Origin of the sequence: Bifidobacterium sp. (genome assembly GCF_022640935.1) — a bacterium.
Taxonomy (GTDB): domain Bacteria; phylum Actinomycetota; class Actinomycetes; order Actinomycetales; family Bifidobacteriaceae; genus Bifidobacterium.
Window position 1 is genome coordinate 1 of sequence record NZ_JALCCV010000041.1, and the last position, 15,071, is coordinate 15,071.

10 protein-coding genes are annotated in these 15,071 nt (G+C 59.3%); all 10 read right to left on the bottom strand.

The window, feature by feature from the left end:
- Positions 1 to 663: KUP/HAK/KT family potassium transporter (locus LKG04_RS08135; protein ID WP_291762001.1), on the bottom strand; the 663-nt coding region annotated here is incomplete at its 3' end.
- Positions 664 to 1,178: 515 nt separating this feature from the next.
- A complete protein-coding gene (locus LKG04_RS08140) occupies positions 1,179 to 2,135 on the bottom strand; it encodes a TatD family hydrolase (RefSeq protein ID WP_291761998.1) in 957 nt (318 codons plus the stop codon).
- Between the two features lie 323 nt (positions 2,136 to 2,458).
- Entirely contained in the window at positions 2,459 to 3,169 is a 711-nt protein-coding gene (locus tag LKG04_RS08145) for a YesL family protein (protein WP_291761996.1), read from the bottom strand.
- 58 nt (positions 3,170 to 3,227) lie between these two features.
- A complete protein-coding gene (locus LKG04_RS08150; RefSeq protein WP_291761994.1) occupies positions 3,228 to 3,968 on the bottom strand; it encodes a hypothetical protein in 741 nt (246 codons plus the stop codon).
- Positions 3,969 to 4,511: 543 nt separating this feature from the next.
- Positions 4,512 to 6,317, bottom strand: a complete 1,806-nt coding sequence (locus tag LKG04_RS08155) for an ABC transporter ATP-binding protein (protein ID WP_291761992.1) — start codon at positions 6,315 to 6,317, stop codon at positions 4,512 to 4,514.
- 16 nt (positions 6,318 to 6,333) lie between these two features.
- The gene (locus tag LKG04_RS08160; RefSeq protein ID WP_291761990.1) at positions 6,334 to 8,184 is read right to left on the bottom strand and encodes an ABC transporter ATP-binding protein; all 1,851 of its coding nucleotides are present in this window, start codon (positions 8,182 to 8,184) and stop codon (positions 6,334 to 6,336) included.
- Between the two features lie 458 nt (positions 8,185 to 8,642).
- Positions 8,643 to 10,376 (bottom strand): ABC transporter family substrate-binding protein, encoded by a 1,734-nt coding sequence (locus LKG04_RS08165; RefSeq protein ID WP_291761989.1) that lies wholly within the window; start codon positions 10,374 to 10,376, stop codon positions 8,643 to 8,645.
- Positions 10,377 to 10,692: 316 nt separating this feature from the next.
- Positions 10,693 to 12,909, bottom strand: a complete 2,217-nt coding sequence (locus LKG04_RS08170) for an ABC transporter ATP-binding protein (RefSeq protein ID WP_291761986.1) — start codon at positions 12,907 to 12,909, stop codon at positions 10,693 to 10,695.
- Positions 12,910 to 12,918: 9 nt separating this feature from the next.
- Positions 12,919 to 13,860 (bottom strand): ABC transporter permease, encoded by a 942-nt coding sequence (locus tag LKG04_RS08175; RefSeq protein ID WP_291761984.1) that lies wholly within the window; start codon positions 13,858 to 13,860, stop codon positions 12,919 to 12,921.
- Positions 13,861 to 13,879: 19 nt separating this feature from the next.
- Positions 13,880 to 14,863 carry an ABC transporter permease gene (locus LKG04_RS08180; RefSeq protein ID WP_291761982.1) on the bottom strand — a complete coding sequence of 328 codons (984 nt, stop codon included), beginning with the start codon at positions 14,861 to 14,863 and terminating at the stop codon, positions 13,880 to 13,882.
- Between the last annotated feature and the right edge of the window lie 208 nt (positions 14,864 to 15,071).

Genomic DNA, 15,071 nt, shown 5'->3' on the forward strand with positions numbered 1-15,071 from the left:
TGCGAGGAAGGCCGCGCCGCCGAGCATGGCCGGAATCGTAAGCCACGCACCGTATTTGCGAATCAGCGAGTACAGCGCGAAGATGCCGCCCTCGCCATTGTTGTCAACGCGCAAGGCGATGAGCACGTATTTGACGGTCGTGATCAGCGTGATCGACCAGAATACCAGCGAGAGCATGCCAAGCACGGCCCCACGGTCGATATTGCCTAAGCCGCCCTGACCTGCCAGGAATGTCTGCGCGGTGTACAAGGGCGAAGTGCCGATGTCGCCATAGACCACGCCGAGCGCGACGATGGCCATGCCAAGCGAGACCTTGTCCCGTCCGCGCTGCACCCGGATCCACCAACGCGCCAGCGGCCCCTTGTCCGCCATCTCGGCGAGGCGCTGCTCCTCTTGGCGCTCGCTCTTCTCCTGTTTGACGAGTTCTTCACGCTCCTCTTTAGTGAGCGTCCTGTGCGAAACCTTCGGTGCATTCGTGAACGTATCGGCCCGCAGCAACGCACTCTCGTCCTCCGCCACGCTATTCGCGGCGTTCTGCGTCGATTTTCCCGCCCGCCGGCCTATCTGACCGGTCCGGTTTACTTGCCCCTGCTGTCTATGGCTATGGCGTTGGTCGTTGCTCTCCGACTCTTTTGCCGCCTTGTTACGATGCGACCGCACCATGATGCATCCTCCGTTGCGCAGACTCTCTGTATACTCGTCGACTGGCCGCCGGGCGCTGACCGGCTCTTCGCCAGCTGTCTGGCCGACTATCCGTCAGCCTCTCGTCAGCTGCGCTGGCCTGTTCCAGTATCTCTCATAAGCTTGTGTCTACACTTATTAAGACAAGCCGCCAGTCTATACTGCCTGCCTGCAGATGCCAACTTCTCTTCACAAACGGGCGGGCAAAGGGGCGTGCAGAAGAGGCGGTAAGGCGATCGACGTCGGCATTGTGTGACGCGTTCCTTCGTTATGCGCGGTTTCCGTGCGGTATGGTTCGTTCTGTGACATTTTCGGAAAATGCAAAACCGCAGAAATTCGCCATTCTTGTTCCGGCAAACTGACAGTGCCTGCGCCACCGTCCTTCAGCTCCTTTGCGGAGCCTCACTTCACCTACGTACAACCCGCCGGGTTGTACGGCTCAGCACAACGAAACACGGGGGTATGGGCATGCCAACGCATTCGCCGCGCTGTCCTCTTCAGATGCCGTACACCATCCGCGTGGTGCGCCGCGTGGCCTGGGCGGTTTCGGCGAGCGTCATGCCCATGGCTTCGGCGAGCGCGGCAAGGGTGTAAGGGATCATGTAGGGCGCGTTGGTGCGGCCGCGGTAGGGCATGGGGCTCAGGTAAGGCGCGTCGGTTTCGACCATGATATGCTCCGGCCCGACGATGCGGGCGGATTCTCGGATGCCGTCGTTGCCTGTGTAACTCACTGTGCCGGAGAAGCTGAGATACCAGCCTTGGCTCTTGGCGATACGCGCCATTTCGGCGTCACCGGAATAGCTATGGAACACCGTGCGCGCAGGGCTGCCGTCGGCTAGCAGCGTTTCGATGACCTCCCTGTGCGAGTCGCGGTCATGGATCTGCATGGGAAGGTCGAGCTCCTTCGCCAGCGCGATATGCGCACGGAGCGCCTCGCGCTGGAGCTCCTTCGCGCCCTGCCCGGTGCGAAACAGATCCATGCCGGTCTCGCCGATCGCCACGACCTGGCTCGGGTATGCCTTGGCAAGCCGCGCGACCTCGGCGAGCGCATCCTCGAAACTCGTGTCGTGGTACGGCTTATACATGATCGGAAGCCCATCCGGCCCAGGCACGCCGCGATGCCCATGCAGCACCGCCTCATTCGGATGGATCGCGAGCGCGGCATGCACGACGCCCGGGTGCTCGATCGCCATCTGCACGGCGGTCATGAGATTCGGCAATTCGCAGCCGACATCAATGATGCCTTCCACACCGACCGCATCGGCCTGACCGAGCAGCTCATCCACGCCATACACCGGTACCTCCGGCTGGGATCGTTCCTCGGCCTGCCGCTGCATCTCGCGGGCGAACGGCACCACCGAAGCGACATGCGTGTGGTCGTCGATCACGCGCACGCCCTCGGGAAGCGGCTCGGGGAACGGCGCCCAGCTGCGGTTGCGATGATGATGGCTCATATGGCCCAGTGTATGCACACCGGGTATATGTGCGGCGACGCGCAGGCGCAGCAATGCCCGGCGCGTGGAAGGACGCGGCGCCTGCGGAGCCGACCCGACCCGTTCGGGACAGCAACGCCTAAATCCGGGAATAGATCATACGAAAATCCGGAAGAGCGGTTGGTGAATCCCGGAATAGCTGGGCGCGCTGTCACAGCTTGTGCCGTGGCGGACGGTATTCCGCATCCCCTCTGCAACGCAATATGATTCACAATTCAATGCCGCGAAGTCGTACCAGCCATTTTCGATATTCTACGACGCCGCAGGCTCAGCTTTCCCCGCCGCTAGCGGCCTTCACGGGATTCACGGGATCCCTGCATTCTGCGAGCTTTGTTTTTCTTGCGCTCTTCAAGCGGTTCGAGCACATGCACGTCCATGCCGGGCAGCCGGCCAAAAGAGTAGATAGCCATCATCACGGCATAGCCGGGCACGGTCAGGCCGAGCGCCGCGGCAAGGCCGGGCCATGTGTAATAGGCCCACGACGTCGCAACCAGCAATGCCACGATCATAACCGAGCACAACGGACGGGCGATCACCATCTGCAGCGACGTGCGCACGATCCATGTCGGTTTCTCGTCGAAGTTCGCGCGCACCGCCCACGAGACCAGCACGAACAGTCCGTACAGCACATTGAGCACCAGCAGCACGCCTGAAAGCGCAATGCCGATCGTGCCCATATCGTTCCAGTTGACCAGATAATAGTCCCATAGCAGCAACGCCCACACCGCCAGTTGCGGCCAGCCGAAGAGGTTCGCCGAAACAATTTCTTCGCGCCATGCGCGGTGGAACGTCGCCCAAGTCCGGTTGATCGACCAAGAGCGATCCGTCACATCCAGCAGCCAAGTGCGGAATGTCGCGTACAGCGCAGCCACGGATGGGAAGAAGCCGCCGAGCACCAGCCCCATGACCGTATGAACCAGGAACGCGACCTGGCTCACCATCAGCATCAGCACGATGCGGCACAGGTATTCGTAACCAACGGCAAAACGGCGCACAGTCGACTCCCTTATCAACGGTATCAATGGATCTCTTGGCCATACTATCCCGCGGCCCCTATGCGAAGCGCAGATACTCCACGAATCGGCGGGGGTAGTCCTTGCCGGAAGTCATATTGCTGAAGCCGAGAATCGTGCCGTTCGGCAGTCCGCACGCAGCCCATGTGCGTGATTGGGACAAATCCAAACCGACCGCTTCAGCCGGGTCGGCGACATGTTGGCCATGAGCGTCGACCAGCGCGCCGGAAAACCTGCGCATTTGACGAGCGGTGAGTGCATCGACCGGCTTGGATATATATCCTCGTTCGGCCAACGTGGCGAAATCCTTGGGCGCTGCGAACAGCATGGTGATCTGCCCGGCCGAAACCATCGTCATGATCTTGGCCGAATCGTCCGCGTCCCCGTTCTCCCCGACGCTCAGCGAATCATCGATCTGCACGAGACGCTTATCGCTGATATCCAGCTGCCGCCTGAATCCTGCGTTCAGCTCAGCCAGCTGTGCAGAATAGCCGGGCATGTTGACGCCTTGGACGCTGACCAACGGATCAGGCGGCTTGGTGAAGAAAGTCACGGCCATGGCGATGACGATGGCGAGCGCGACCGCGACCGCGACCGTGCCAAGCAGAAAATGCTGGACGAAGAAAGGCCATTTATCGCGTTTGGGGAGCTCGCGAAACGTCTTCCACTTCGACTGCCTGGCATATACATTCGTGGCAGCCAACGTGGCGATGGCCTCGCGCTGCTCGTCAGTGAAGCGGTATCCCTGTGCGTCTTCGGAACGTTTGTCATCCTGCGCCATTACACACCTCATACCCCTCAGCTCGCCGAACCTGGCCAGCGGCACGGCATTCAGCCCGCCGCAACGCCGATATCCTCACGCGCGCCGCATCTCGCGCCGCCTGCGCCGAGTCTACTACCCAGGCCTGCCGACCCGATATATAGGCGTATCCTATGCCTTGCCCAGAGGCTCTCCCGGCGTGATGCCGCGCAATTCGCCGATGCTCTCCCTCGTAGATTCAATGTGCAGGGGCAATCAGCTACGCTCGCTGTGGGTTCTGTGTGGTACAGCCGTGCCGGAATCGTTCATCAATTGCCCATCAATTGTGTTCGGCATGGAAAACTTCCCCAGCTAACGGAAAGCCGCCCGAAATCGTTTTAAGTGTGGATATATAGCCTCATCTAACGCGAAAACATTGAAAAATCGCGTTAGACGAGGGCGCTGACGCAGCGGGCAGTTTAACCAGCCCGACTGTACCTGCCGTTTCCTGCCAATGAGCGGTAAATAGCAGTTGGCCGGCTGCCTCGCCATCCCCTGCCCGCAGCGCCCTCACGCCGTTCACACCTATGCCTGCGCCCCGACGCTCACGCGGATCATCGCGTACTGCGACTCGTAGAGGCGGTAGTAAGCGCCCTTCTTCTCGAGGAGTTCGGCATGCGAGCCATGCTCGACAATCTGGCCATGGTCGATGTAATAGATCTCGTCCGCGTTCTCGATGGTCGAGAGCCGGTGGGCGATGATGAACGACGTACGGCCGGTGAGCAAGTGGTTCAAACCCGCCTGCAGCGCTTCTTCGGTGCGGGTGTCGATATTGCTCGTCGCCTCGTCCAAGATCAATATGCGCGGGTCGGCAAGGAGCACACGGGCGAAGGAGATCAGCTGGCGCTGCCCGGCGGAGAGCGTGGAGCCGCGCTCTTCGACGACGGTATCGTAGCCATTGGGCAGCTCCATGATGAACTCGTGGGCGTGCACAGCCTTGGCGGCGGCCTCGATCTGCTCGTCGGTGGCATCGAGTTTGCCGTAACGGATGTTCTCGCGCACGTTGCCAGAGAAGATGAAGGTGTCCTGCAGCATGACACCCATCTGCTGTCGCAGGGACGGCAGCGTCACATCGCGCACATCGTAGCCGTCGATGGTCACCGAGCCTTCCGACACATCATAAAACCTTGACAGCAGATTAATAATGGTCGTTTTCCCGGCGCCGGTCGGCCCGACGAGTGCTACCGTCTTGCCCGGCTCGACATGCAGGTCAACCAGATTGAGGATATTGCGGCCATCGGGCTCGTAGCGGAACACGACATCGTTGAAGTCGACCTTGCCGCGGATCAACGGCAACTCTGCGGCGTCCGGCTTGCTGACGATCTCGGGTTGCACGTCCAAGGTCTCGAAGATGCGTTCAAGGTATGCAGAGCAGGTGATGAGCTGATTATAGAAGTTGCCGATGTTGATCACTGGGTTCCAGAAGTTGTTCGCGTAGCCCACGAAGGCGATGAGTACGCCCGTCGTGACGCTTACACCGCCGAAGCCCATAATGCCCGTGTAATAAATGAACGCGATGGTGCTCGAGGAGATGATCTGCACGCCAGGCCACATGAGGAACTGGATGTGCACGGCCTTCATCCACGCGCTGCGCACATCGCTCTCCTGCCCCTGGAACGTCGAGAATTGCGTGCGCTCCTGCGCGAAGGTCTGCGTGGTCTTCACGCCAGCGATCGACTCGTGGATGTAAGCGTTCAGATTGCTCTGCTTGTTGGAGAGCTTCTGATAGGCGCGGCGCTGGAATACCTGCAGCACCCGCACCCATACGATGAGCAGCGGGAAGAGTATGAGGCTCCACAGCGCAAGCCGCCAGTCGATCGCGAACATGACAATCAGCGTGATGATGAAGGTGAACACGTCGGAGATCACGTTGATCAGTCCTGAAGAAAGCGTGTCGGAGAGCGTGTTCACATAATTGACGACACGGATGAGGATCTTGCCGTGCGGCCGCGAATCGAAGTAGCTGAACGGCAGCGTCTGGATATGCGTGAAGATGTCGCGGCGCATGTCCTTGAGCATGAGCTGGCCGACGCGTGTGATCGCCAGCGTGCGGTAGCGCAGCCCCAGCTCGAAGAACACGATCAGTACGGCGAATATGCCCACCAGCGTGCCGAGCAGGCCATAATCCTTGTTCGGAAGAGCCGAGTCGATGGCGACTTTAGTCAGGTACGGCAAGGAGACTTCGATGCAGCTCATGAGCACCACCACAGCCATGATGCGCGCGACGGCTCCTGCGTACGGCTTCAGATAGCGGCCGACACGCAGGATGTCGTGCATATTGATCTGCTCTTCAAGCTCTTCGTCTTCGCGATAGGTATTGCGTTGCGCCATAGTTGTCACCCCTTCCTTACTCGCTGAATCCCTGGGACTGGCCTGATTGCAAGCCCAGCTGCTTGTGATAGATCTCCCAGTAGCGTCCGTGCGCGGCAACAAGCTCCTCGTGCGTGCCGCGCTCGATGATACGTCCGTGCTCCAGAACGAGGATCAGATCCGCGTCTTTAACGGACGAAATGCGGTGGGCGATGGTTACGATGGTTTTGGCGATATCCATGTCGCGCAGATGCTTCTGAATCTCCGCCTCGGTCTCCATGTCAACGGCCGATGTAGTGTCGTCCATGATCAGGATCGCAGGATCGTCGGCCAAGGCGCGGGCCAGACTCAGGCGCTGTTTCTGTCCACCGGACAGCCCGACTCCACGCTCGCCTACAATCGTCTCGTAGCCGCGCGGCATCGTGCGGATGAAGTCGTCCGCGCCGGCGATGCTCGCCATCTGATGAATGAAATGCTCATCGCGATCGGCGTGCACGCCGAAGCCGATGTTGCTGCCGATCGTGTCGGAGAACAGGAAGGTGTCCTGCGCCACGATGTTGACTTGGCTGCGTAGCATCGCCAGCGGCCAGTCACGCGCGTCAATGCCGTCGATGAGCACGCGGCCGAACGTGGGATCGTAGAAGCGCGAAATCAAGCTCACCAGTGTCGACTTGCCCGCCCCCGTCTCGCCCAAGATGCCGAGCTTCGAGCCTGCCGGCACGAAGAAGTCCAGATCTTTGAGCACAGGCGTATCCGGATCGTCGGGGAAGGCGAAGCTGACATGCTCGAAGTGGATCTCGCCGCTGATGCGCTCCGGCGTGGTCACCGATGGCCTGCCATCGACACGGGAGCGAATGGAGACGGCCTGCTCGACGGACTCTTTAGCCTCAGGCCGCTCTACGATGCGGGACTTTGCAGTCAGGAGCCGCCGTATCTTGATACAGCTCGCATTGAACCGCTGCCAGTCGTTGATCAGCCAGCCAGACTGGCGCACCGGGGCCTCGATCATCCATAGGAAGCTGTTGAAGCTCACGAGATTGCCCAAAGTCATGTAACCCTGCATGACCAGCACGCCGCCTAAGCCGAGCGTGATGATTTCCAACGAGAATCCGAAGCCGTCAAGCCAAGGCATGTATTTGCGGCTGTTTTTTGCCAGATCCATGTTGCGACGCATGTAGTCGTCGTTGTGTTCGTCGAATTTCTCGGTTTCAAAGGGTTCGCGCACGAAGGCTTTGACCACACGGTTGCCCTCGATATTTTCTTCGACCATGGAGTTCATATCGGCCAGCGAGTTGCGGATGGCGAAAAAAAGCGGCCGCGCATGGCTCGCAAGCTCGCGTGTGAGTATGAACATGATCGGGGCCACGCAGGCGAGGGCCAAGGCAAGCCGCCAGTCGATGGCGAACATGACGCACAACGCGCCGACGAACATGACCACGCAGTCGGCCACCTGATAGGTGACCCAGCTGAGCATATGGCGAATGGCATCGGTGTCCGAAGTCATGCGGCTCATGATGTCGCCGGTGCGCGTGTGGTTGAAGTAGGTGAAGTCGAGTTCGTGCAGTTTCTCGTATTCATCGCACACGAGACGATAGATCGAATTCTGCCCAAAGCGCTCCATCCACATCTGGTAGCCATACCGGCAGCCGACGCGTACCACCGTGAGCACGACCATGAGCACGCATAGACGCGTGAGCCTGTCGAAATGCCGCTGCATGATGACCTGGTCGACGATCATTCCGGCAAGCAATGGCATGATCATGGCGATCGTATTGTTGACTAAGAACAGCACCAGTGCCCCAGCCACACGCGGCAAATCGGGTTTGCAGTAAGGCAGTATCCATCTGAGATTGCCCGCCTTCTGATTGCGGGTCTGATCGACATACATGTGAGAAACTCTCGCATTCCTTGTATTGATGGTATTGATGAACTTTATGGTGACAGGCTTATTTTTCTGTGGCTCTTTATGTTGTGTTGCTGCATTGCGCCGCGTCCCCGGCCAAGCATCGCGCCACGCCGCATAAGGACCATTCCCTGCGGCACCACGCGCACCCGATGGAGCAGCCTCTCTCATTGCCGACCCGTCAACGCCCAAGACAGCATTGATTCAACTCAATGCTGTCTCATTCTATGCGACCTCTAAGGATACGCAAGTCCCCGGCCGTGCGTGTTTCACTGCGCGGCGTCCCAGTGCCTATTACAGCGCAACGCAAAGGGCCGCCCACGCGTAATGCGCAGACGACCCTTGTGACTGACCTAACCACCGGCATGCCCGACGTCTTTGTGCAGACGTCTCAACCTTGCCGAATGGAGAAGCGATTCAGCAGACTGGGCGAGTCGGACGACTCACTTCTGCCAGCCGATCTTCGTCCAATCCTTCAGCTGGAAGCCGGCAGGCCCGAAGTTGGCCAAGCCCTTCTTGACAGCCGTGTAGGTCGGAGGGGTATCGGTCGGGAGGGTGCCGTACAGCTCCAGGGCAGCAGATTCACCCTCGTTGGTCGCGGCAATGGCCTCGTCGTTGTCTTCGATGGTGGTGGCCTTCTTCAGCTTCTCATCGATCTCCTTGGAGCCGACGAAGGAGAAGTTGGAGGAGGAATCAGAGCCGTAGAGCTGGTACAGCGAGGTCTGGCCGAACGGATTCGTGGCGCTCCAGCCGAGCGGCATGATCTCGTAGGTGTGCTTGCTCACGGTGTCGGACCACTTCGACGTATCGAGGTTGTTCAGCGTGATCTTGATACCGGCCGTCTTCATCATCTGCTGGTAGGCAAGGGCCTTGGCCTTGTTGGTGGCGCTGTCGCCAAAGTAGGTGTAGGAGATGTTGATCTCCTTGCCGTCCTTGCCGTAGTATCCGGCGTCATCCTTGGTGTATCCGGCGGCCTCGAGGGTCTTTCCGGCGTTCGCAACGCTGAACTTGGCATCGGCAGGCAGGTTGCTCTTGTAACCCTTCTGGAATGGCAGCACGACTTCAGAGCCAGGCTGCGGCGGGTTCCAGTCCAGTCCCTGGTAGGCGATCTTGTTCCAAGTGCTCGAATCGAAAGCCTGCGTAAGCGCCTTGCGCACGGCGATGTCCTTGAGCGAATCGGCCTTGCCATTGTATTCGAACACATAGGTGCTCAGGCTGTAGCCCAAGCGAAGCTGCACGTCCTTCATGCCCATGACGGTCTTGAGGTTGTCCCTGCTGCCAGCGCCCACGGCGTCGATTTCGCCGTTCTTGAAGGCGTTGATCGTAGCGGTGTCCTCAAGGAACTTGTAGGTCACCTTGTCGAGCTTCGGCTTGGCGCCCCACCACTTCGGGTTCGGCACGAACACGACCTGATCCTTGGTGGCGCTCTGCACGATGAACGGACCGGCCGCCCAATCGTTGTGAGGATTGTCGATCCAGCCTGAGTTGAAGGTCTTGGCATCAGCCGACTTCGGACTCAGAAGGTACGGGAAGAGGCTTTGGTACGGGTAGTACGGCTTCGTAAAGGTCACGATGGCCTGCTTGGCGCTGGTGCCTGCCTTGACGCTTGCGATGTCCTCATAGCCATCGGTGATAGTCGGGGTATAGGCCTCGTCCTTGCCGCTGTTGACCTTCCATGTGGTTTCGAACGCGGTCCAGTCGATGTCCGTGCCGTCGTTCCACTTGGCGTCAGGATTGATGTCATATTCAATGGTCAGCGGATCCTGGCTCGTCACCTTCACACCGGTGAGGAAGTCCTTGTTGGGGCTGACCTCGCCATTGGTGGTGTAGTTCCACAGCGACGGCTGATACATCTGCCAGAAATCACCCATGTACAGGGTGTTGCCATCCACCTGGAAATTATTCCAGTTTGCCGTGTAAATGGAGCTGAGCGTAAGCTCGCCGCCGTCCTTGACGTTGTCATAGTCTTGCGGATTGTTGTAGGCCTTCGCAGGATCAGGTGCGGGCAGGGTGCCCTTCCAATCCGAAGTCAGAATGCCCGCGAGTGGCTGCTCTTTACTTGCGCCGGTAGTCTTCGCGGCTGAGCCATTGCCTGCGCCGCAACCACTGAGCAGCATGGCCAGTGCGGACAGTGCAGCACCAGCTACAAGCAGCTGCTTGCCAAGTGTTTTCTGCATATCGTTCTCTCCTTTAATGCGAACCTGCTATCAGATTCGCGCCTCTCCGGACAACAACGGATTGCTCCGTCACATGCACGTCTCAAAGTCGCCCATCCCCGGAACGATGGGCGACTGCTGAGGCGAGATATGCATGAAGTTTATGTTATGCAGGTTAAAGGTATGTTTCATGCCGTTGCCCTGTGGCCGCCACGAACCACTGTGCTGCGATAATACTAATCGCTCTGTGACAGCGTCGCCATGGAATGGTTATGCATATTATGCATAACCGACCATCGCATTGTTGTATACTCTACCACGCCGATGGATTGCAAGACTATTTGACTGCAACGAAGTGGCAGGCCGCCTGCTGGCCGCCAAGCTCCGGCCAGCTCTTGAGCTGCGGCACCTGCGTATCGCACATGTGCTGCTGCTCAGGGCTCAGCGTCGCGCGCAGCGGGCACCGCGTGGCGAAAGGACAGCCCTGGATATGCTCGGTGGCGCTGGGCAGCTCTCCCTGCAGCACGATACGCTGGCGATGGCGCTCGATCTTCGGGTCGGGAACCGGAACCGCGCTCAACAACGCCTTGGTGTAGGGGTGCAACGGGTTGTCGAACACTTCGTTCGTCTCGCCGTTCTCCATAATGCTGCCCAAGTACATGACCAGCACCCGACTGGAGATGTGGCGAATAACCGACAGGTTATGCGCCACGAACAGGTAGGCCACGCCGAGCTTGTTCTGCAGGTCTTCCAGCAGGTTGATGACGCCGGCCTGAATCGAAACATCCAACGCCGAAACCGGCTCATCGAGCAGCACCAGCTTGGGATTGACCGCCAAGGCGCGCGCAATGGCGATGCGCTGGCGCTGGCCACCGGAGAACTGCGTGGGGAAGCGATCGACCTGATCGGGGTTGAGCTCTACCAAGCGCATCAGTTCGGCAATGCGGCTGTTGATCTCCTGCTTGGAAAGCCCGACGACCTTCAGCGGCTCAGCGAGAATGTCGTAGACCGGCAAGCGAGGATCGAGAGAGCTCATCGGATCCTGGAACACATACTGAATGCGGCTATGCAGCTGCTTGCGCTCCACCCGATTCATCTTCTCTGCCACGTTCTGGCCGAAAAGCTCGATCGAGCCGGACTGCGGCTTCTTGAGATCCATGATCTCCAGCAGCGTCGTGGACTTGCCCGAGCCGGACTCACCCACGAGCGCAACCGTCTCGCCCTCATGAATGTCGAAACTCACATCGTTGACCGCGTGGACTTCGCCGATCTTGCGACGCATGAGCCCTCCGCTCGTCAGCGGGAACGTCTTGCGCAAATCCTTGACGTCAAGTACGGTTTTGCGCTGCTCGCGCGGGATGCCGTCGAATTTCGAAGGCACGCTTTTACCCACATGGTACACATCGTGGTAAGTCAGGTGCTCCGAGAGGATTTTGTCGCTGCGGTGGCAGGCCACGAACTGATTTCCCCTGCCGGGCACCGGCAGCAGATTCGGCTCGCTCTGGCGGCACACATCGGTGGCCAAGGGGCAGCGCGGCACGAAGGGGCAGCCTTTAGGCAGATTCACAAGATTGGTCGGGGCGCCAGGAATAGGCACCAAGCGCGAGGTCTTCTGCTTATCGGGGCGGGGAACCGCACCGAGCAGGCCCATGGTGTACGGCATAACCGGGCGTGCGAAGATATCGTCGACCGGCGCCTGTTCCACCGGGCGGCCCGCGTACATGACGATGATCTGATCGGCGATGCCGGCGATGACACCCAAGTCATGGGTGATGAAGATCAAGGCGGCGCCGGTCTCCCGCTGCGCCTTCTTGAGAACTTCAAGAACCTGCGCTTGAATGGTCACGTCAAGCGCGGTGGTCGGTTCGTCGGCGATGATGACATCGGGGTCGTTGGCTATGGCCATGGCGATTACCACACGCTGGCGCATACCGCCGGAGAACTGGTGAGGATAGGATTTCAGCCGCTCCTCGGCGTTGGGGATGCCTACGACCTGCAGCAGCTCGATCGAACGCGAGCGGATCTGCGCAGAACTCATATGGGGATTGTGCGTGACCAGCGCCTCTTTGATCTGGTCGCCGATGCTGTATACCGGCGTGAGGGCGGAAAGCGGATCCTGGAAGACCATGGCGATGCCCTTGCCACGGATCTTGCTCATCTCGGCATCGGTCTTGGTCAGCAGCTCTTCGCCGCGGTATGTGATGGATCCCTTGACTTCGGCGTTGGAATCGAGCAGGCCCATGACAGACATCGAAGTGACCGACTTTCCTGAGCCGGATTCGCCCACGATGCCCAGCGTCTCTCCCCGGCGCAGTTCGAAGTTCATGCCGCGCACTGCGCGCACGGTGCCAGCCTCTGAGGCGAAACTCACCTGCAGATCGCTAACCGTGAGTACCGGCGTGTCATTGGCGTCGGCCGCCGATAACGGCGGCGTCGCCACTGTCGGAATCGACGCTACCGCTGGCGTCGCTGTTGATGGCGTTGTGGCTGCTGTCCGCACTCCGTTGTCAGCGGCGCCCTGCTCGCCTGGCTGCCCTGCATCGACTAAATTCATGGGTCTACCTTACTCAGCCTTTCCGACTGAACGCGAATACGGGTCAATGGCGTCTCTGAGACCATCGCCGATCAGCTGCACCGAAAAAGTGAGCAAAATCAGTACCAACGAAGGAACAACCAATACCCAGGGAGAAGTGAGGATCACGCTTTGGCCATCATTGAGCAGCGTGCCGAGGGATGTATCGGGAGCCTTGATGCCCAGTCCCAAGAAGCTCAGGGACGTCTCCGAGCCGACCGCGCCGACGACGCCGAGCACGGTGTTGATGATGAGGACGGAACCAAGGTTGGGAATCAAATGACGAAGAATGATGCGGAAGGAATTGACGCCCATGAATCTCGCAGCACGCACGTAATCAAGCTCGCGCAGGCTCATCGTAAGCGTGCGCAGCACGCGCGCGTAGCCGACCCATCCGAAGGCCGTCAGGCCGATGGTGAGCATTACCCAACCCGAGCCTCCCGTCGAGGAACGCACGATCATGGCGATCAGCAGGAAGGAGGGGACGACGAGGAGCATATCGAGCATCCACATGCCAACCTTCTCAAACCAGCCTTCGAAGAACGCGATGCTGGTGCCGATGATCGCGGCCACGACCGTAGTCGCCACCGAGCTCAGGATGCCAATAGACAGGGAGCGACCGAGTCCTCGGATCACCATCGCATACATATCCGAACCACCTGGCGTCGTGCCCAGCCAGTGCTCGCCGTTGGGCGGCACCGCCAGCGAGGTGAAGTCCAGATCCTCATAGTGGAACTTCGCGAACCTCGAACCGAACAGCGCAAAGAACACAAGAACCAGCAGCAGCACCAAGCCGAACACTGCCGAAGGCCTGCGGAAGAACCTGCGCACATACAGGGTGACCCGTCCGGTGCGTTTGAACGAACTGTCGGACTCTTTATGGTCTGCGGCCACCGCGCCCGAAGCGACATACTCGCTCTCATTCGATGTCATATCAGTCTCTCCCTTGGTCTTAGCTCAGCCGAATGCGCGGATCGAGCCATGCGGAGAAGATATCCGCCAATAACGCGCCGGCAAGCGTGCACACGCCGCCGAATGCCGCAATGCACACCGAGCCGTTGATGTCGTTGGTGGTAAGCGTCGTTACGAAATAGCGGCCGAGACCGTTGATCGCGAACACCGTTTCCGTGATGACCGCACCGGTAAACACACTGGCGATCGAGAATGCGACATTCACCGTGGTCGGGATCAACGAGGTGCGCAGCGCGTGCCTGCGGATGGCTTGGTTCAGCGTCAGGCCTTTGGCCCGGGCTGTGCGCACGTAGTCGGCATTCATCGTGTCAAGCAGATATGTGCGCTGGGTGAGATGGTAGCCGACCGCGCCTGGAATCGTAATCACGATGGTCGGCAGCACGATATGCTGCAGAAAGTCAAGTACATACATCACTGGGCTCGAGCCTTGATAGGATTGCAGGCCCGTGACATAGAAGATGCGGCTCCCCACCAGCCCGTTGAAGCTGATGGCGATGAGCACTACGAACAGGCCCAAGACGGCGGGCGGGATGACGAGGAAGAACGTGGCAACCATATTGAGCGTGCGGTCCTGCCACTTGTACTGGCGGATAGCAGTGTAAACGCCGATGCCCACGCCAATGACGATGCCCAAGACAGTCGCCAGCGTCACCAGCTCAACCGAAGCCATGATGCGCTGCGACACGGCTGCGCCTACCGGCGACTGATCGGGGGCCAAGCCCCAATCCCAATGGAAGAGCACGCTTTTCAGCCAGCGGACGTAGCGCACGAAAATAGGCGTTTGATCATTGATATTGGCGTTGTCCAGCGCCCGGTTGATGGAAGCGATGGGAGGGTGCGGATGACGTTCCATGTAGTTCGATCTCGGATCCATGAACGCGCTGGCGAGGAAATACGTCATGGAAATGGCCACGAACAGCATGATGATATAGTTCGCGACGCGTTTGGCGATGTATTTGATCATCGGCCAGTCTCCCTTAAGTTGCCTTCTACCTGCAATGCCTTCAATGCTCTGCTGCCTTCATTGCGTAACAGCATACCTTCGGCATTGACTTTTTAGTTATACACGGTAACCGGACAAAGATTGTAATCAGCTATATCGCATGCACGCCGCTGGCGCAGCACCACTGGAGCCACCGACACGGCAGTTGCCACAGCTGCTCACACAGAGT